Source organism: Homoserinimonas sp. (assembly GCF_056262345.1).
On sequence record NZ_JBACFR010000163.1, the window covers coordinates 1 to 4,308 of the forward strand.

The following is a 4,308-nucleotide window of genomic DNA, read 5'->3' on the forward strand; positions in this document are numbered from 1 at the left end:
CGAGCACGGCGCGAGCCCTGGCGATGTGGTCCGCGAGCAGACGCTCCGCGTACGACCGCGCTCCGCTCTCTTCTAGCCGAACCCGCAGGGTTGCGGCCTCATCATCCGACAGCTGGGGCGAACCAAAGGTGGGCGCGATCAGCGACCACACTTCGGTTGCCGCCGCGTGAGCCACCAGCACGGTTCTCTTGCCCTCGCGCAGGTCGCTCGTCGCCGACTTGCCCGTCACCTCGGTGTCTCCAAAGACCCCAAGGATGTCGTCGACGATTTGGTAGGCGGTGCCCACCTCGCGGCCAAAGTCGCCCATCGAGGCGACCACGGCATCCGGAGCTTCGGCCAGCACGGCACCGGCCTTGAGGGGAACCTCGAACGAGTAGACCGCGGTTTTCAGGCGTCCCATGGCGAGGATGCTCTCGACCGTGGGGATTGCGATGGCTCCTGAATAGTCGAGGTCGAGAAGCTCGCCAGCGGCGCTGGCAAACAACGCCTCGTCCATAAGATCGAGCAGGTGAGCCCGCATCGCGCCGTCGATTCCGCTGCGGTCGATGAAACGGTAGGAGTAGAAGAGGGCAAGGTCGCCCGCGACAACGGCCGCGCTCAAACCGCGATGCTCAGCCTCGTCACGGTCGACACCAGCCGAGCGGGCGCGATCGCGGTAAATGCCAGAGATGTTGGGGCGACCCCGGCGAACGAAGTCGCGGTCGATCACGTCGTCGTGCACGATGAGTGCGGTGTGCAGCAGCTCGAACGCCGCCCCCACGGGGGCAACCGCCCGCGATTGCACGCCGCCCAGGCCGTCGAAAACTGCCGCAACCATGCGGGGCCTGAAGAGCTTTCCGCCCACAGTGCTGCGACGGAGCGCCCGCCACAGATCTACGTATTGGGGACCGTGCGCGGTAGCCCGCGCCCCCGACTCATCGAAGAACTCGTCGAGCGCCCTCACGACGTCGTCATAACGCTCCCAGCGAATCTCCTCACCGGACTGAGGCAGACTGTCAGTCATGGACACCACCGAACTCGTCGTGCTGCTGGCAGATGATGGCTCACGCATCGGGACCTCCCTCAAAGCCACGGTGCACACGGAGGACACCCCGTTGCACCGCGCATTCTCGTGTCATCTCTTCAACGAATCTGGCGACGTGCTCGTCACCCGACGCGCCCTGGCCAAGGCGACCTGGCCCGGCGTCTGGACCAATAGTTTTTGTGGGCATCCCGCCCCGGACGAAGCGGATGCCGCGGCCATCGAGCGGCGAGCGATGCGGGAACTCGGCACCACGGTGGCGGGCATCGAGCCCGTGCTGCCCGACTTTCGCTACCGGGCCGTCGACGCATCCGGAATCGTCGAGAACGAGGTGTGCCCGGTCTACCGCGCCACCGTGACGAGCGAGCTCGCACCGTCGCCCGATGAGATCGCTGAGTACCGCTGGGTGAGCCCGGCCGCTCTGGCGGAGGCGGTACGAGCAGCCCCGTTCGCGTTCAGCCCGTGGCTGGTCATGCAGCTCGAGCAGTGGGATTCGCCTCTCTGACATCACGTTGACACCTCCGCGTGCGCCGCCTCGTCGCCCACTGAGGGAATGCTCTCGCGGTAAACCTTGACGACCCTGCGCAGGTATTCGGTGATGACCGCCTGCTCCTGCGGTTCGAAATCGTGGATGACCTCGTCGATGCCCGTGATCATGGGCAGCAGGCCGCGGATGGCGCGCGCCACGGATTCCGGCGCTGGCACGACGACAATCCCCCTCCGGTCGGTGGGGTGCTTCTCTCGCGTGACATGGCCCACCTTGGTGAGACGGTCGACCACGACGGTGGCGGCCGCCGTGCTCATGCCGAGAGCCTTGGCGATGTCGGTAGGGCTCATGGGACCTCGCATGATGAGGTGCTGCATGGCCTGGAGGTCAGTGGGGTTGACCGTGAGCTCCTTGCCCATGTGCCGCTCAAAATCGTCACTGAGCTGGATGAGCTGTCGCAGGAGCATTGTGCTCTCGTGAACGGGTCCAAAGCGGGGCCCCTCTGACTTGTACATGCGGCTATCTTACATTTATGATTGCTAAATCGTCTAGCAATCTATACGTTTAGAGATATTCGCTCGATTCACTGCCGTGCGCCGAGCATCCACCACAACACCCAGGGACAACACCCATGAAGCCGGTACGGCACTTCATTACCGCAGCACGAACATCCTGGATCGTGCTCGTTATCGCCGCGATCGCCAGCGGCGCACTCCTCTTCTTCGGCGGCCAGGGAGGCGACGGCGCGCCAGCGACCGGCCTGCCCGACAGTGCCGAATCGGCCAAGGTCGCAGCACTCAAAGACACGCTGCCCGACGCAGACACCACCTCGGCTCTGATCGTCTTCAGCCGCGACGGTGACGAGATCACTGCAGAGGACGAAGCGGCAATTGCCGAGCGCAGCGCCGCCCTGATCGACATCGCGGACACCGAGTTTCTGCCGCCGGCCACCGTCTCAGACGATGGCACCGCCGCAATTCTCCCCGTGCCCCTCACCGTGATCGACGACGTCACCGAGCGCGCCGACCGGGCCGCCGAGATCCGCGAGATCGCCAACGAGGACCTACCCTCGGGGCTGACCGCCCTGATGACCGGTGGAGAAGGATTCGCCGTCGACATCGCCGCAGTGTTCAAGGGCGCCAACTTCACGCTGCTCGGAACCACCGTTATCGTCGTGGCGCTCCTGCTCATCGTCACCTACCGCAGCCCCTGGCTGTGGCTCATTCCCCTCGCCGTCGTGGGCATCGCCGACGCCGTCGCCGGAGTCGTTGCCAAGCGCATCGCCGAGGCCGCCGACGTAAGCCTCGACGCGTCGATCACGGGCATCCTCTCGGTACTGGTCTTTGGTGCGGGCACCAACTACGCCCTGCTGCTCATCGCCCGATATCGAGACGAGCTGCGGCTGCACGAAGACCGTCGCGAGGCGATGAACGCTGCCCTCAAGGGCGCTGGCCCCGCGATCATCGCGAGTGGATCGACCGTTGTGCTCAGCCTCCTCACGCTTCTGTTCGCCGAACTCAGCGGAAACCGCGCCCTCGGCCTCGCCTGCGCCGCCGGCATCGTCGTGGCCATGCTCTTCGCGCTCGTCGTGCTCCCCGCAGCTCTCGTGCTCATTGGGCGCAAGCTCTTCTGGCCCTACGTGCCGGAGTTCGGCTCTGAGGACCGCCTCGCCCACGGTTTCTGGCACAAGCTCGGCACCGCAGTGTCGCGCAAGCCCGTCATCGTGGCCGTCATCGGCATCGCGATCCTCGGAGGCCTCGCGGCAGCCGTGCCTCAGGTACAGGTCGGACTCGCCCAGACCGAGAAGTTCACGTCCGAGCCCGAAGCGGTCACCGGCCAGAACATCATTGCGGAGTCGTTCCCTGCCGGGAGCGGATCACCCACAATCGTGATTGCCAACACCGATAAGGCCGAAGAGGTCGCTGCGGCCGCCACCGACGTCGACGGAGTCTCAAGCGCCAGAATCACGCAGAGCAACGACGACATCACCGAGATCTCGGTCTCGCTTGACGCAGCCGCTGAGACGGATGCTGCATTCGCTACCGTGGACGACCTGCGCGACGAGCTGCACGCGATCGACGGAGCCGACGCCCTCGTCGGAGGCACCGATGCAGAGAGCCTCGACGCCGCAGAAGCCCAGGCTCGCGACCAGGCACTCATCATCCCGCTCATCCTGATCGTTGTGTTCATCGTGCTTGTGCTGCTGCTGCGCTCGCTGCTCGCCCCCGTGCTGCTTCTGCTCACGGTCGTCGGGTCGTTCTTCGCGAGCGTCGGTGCGTCGTGGCTGCTCTTTCAGAGCGTCTTCGACTTCCCTGCCCTCGACAACTCCGTGCTGCTGTTCAGCTTCTTGTTCCTGGTAGCGCTGGGCGTCGATTACAACATCTTCTTGGTCACACGAGCCAAAGAAGAGGCAGAGAAGCTCGGCACCCGCCGGGGCATGATCCGGGCGCTCTCCGCAACCGGTGGAGTGATCACCAGCGCCGGCATCCTGCTCGCCGCCGTGTTCGCCGTGCTCGGAGTGCTGCCGCTCATCACCCTCACGCAGATCGGCATCATCGTCTGCGTCGGTGTTCTCATCGACACGCTGCTGGTTCGCACCGTCATCGTGCCCGCGCTCGCGTTCATCACGGGTGACTGGTTCTGGTGGCCGCGCCGGGGCCGCGCACACCTGCACAACGCAGAGCAGCCCGTCGAGAACGAGGTCGCCGAGCCAGTCAACGCGTAGCGCTCGCGGCAATCCCCGTGAGGGGTCCGGAATGCGTCTTCCGCTCACCAGCGAAGACTCATTTGGGACCCCTCA

Annotated in this window: 4 protein-coding genes; 2 read left to right on the top strand and 2 right to left on the bottom strand. The window is 65.3% G+C overall.

What is annotated here, in order from left to right; translation table 11 throughout:
• The coding region (locus AC062T_RS08055) for a polyprenyl synthetase family protein (RefSeq protein WP_476028966.1) at positions 1–1,003 on the bottom strand (1,003 nt) is incomplete at its 3' end.
• Here AC062T_RS08055 and idi point away from each other — a divergent pair.
• Positions 1,002–1,526: an isopentenyl-diphosphate Delta-isomerase gene (gene idi / locus AC062T_RS08060; protein WP_476028968.1), complete on the top strand. Its 525-nt coding sequence runs from the start codon at positions 1,002–1,004 to the stop codon at positions 1,524–1,526. The genes AC062T_RS08055 and idi overlap by 2 nt on opposite strands.
• Before the next feature lie 2 nt (positions 1,527–1,528).
• On the opposite strand, the gene AC062T_RS08065 is transcribed toward idi, so the two are convergent.
• Positions 1,529–2,023: a MarR family winged helix-turn-helix transcriptional regulator gene (locus AC062T_RS08065; RefSeq protein ID WP_476028970.1), complete on the bottom strand. Its 495-nt coding sequence runs from the start codon at positions 2,021–2,023 to the stop codon at positions 1,529–1,531.
• Between the two features lie 116 nt (positions 2,024–2,139).
• Between AC062T_RS08065 and AC062T_RS08070 the strand changes: the two genes are divergently transcribed.
• Complete coding sequence (locus AC062T_RS08070; protein WP_476028972.1) at positions 2,140–4,233, top strand: MMPL family transporter; 2,094 nt, start codon at positions 2,140–2,142, stop codon at positions 4,231–4,233.
• Positions 4,234–4,308: the final 75 nt, after the last annotated feature.

Bases quoted from the DNA above. Each gene is read 5' to 3' on its own strand.
- idi (WP_476028968.1), top strand. From the start codon at position 1,002: ATGGACACCACCGAACTCGTCGTGCTGCTGGCAGATGATGGCTCACGC.
- AC062T_RS08065 (WP_476028970.1), bottom strand. From the start codon at position 2,023: ATGTACAAGTCAGAGGGGCCCCGCTTTGGACCCGTTCACGAGAGCACA.
- AC062T_RS08070 (WP_476028972.1), top strand. From the start codon at position 2,140: ATGAAGCCGGTACGGCACTTCATTACCGCAGCACGAACATCCTGGATC.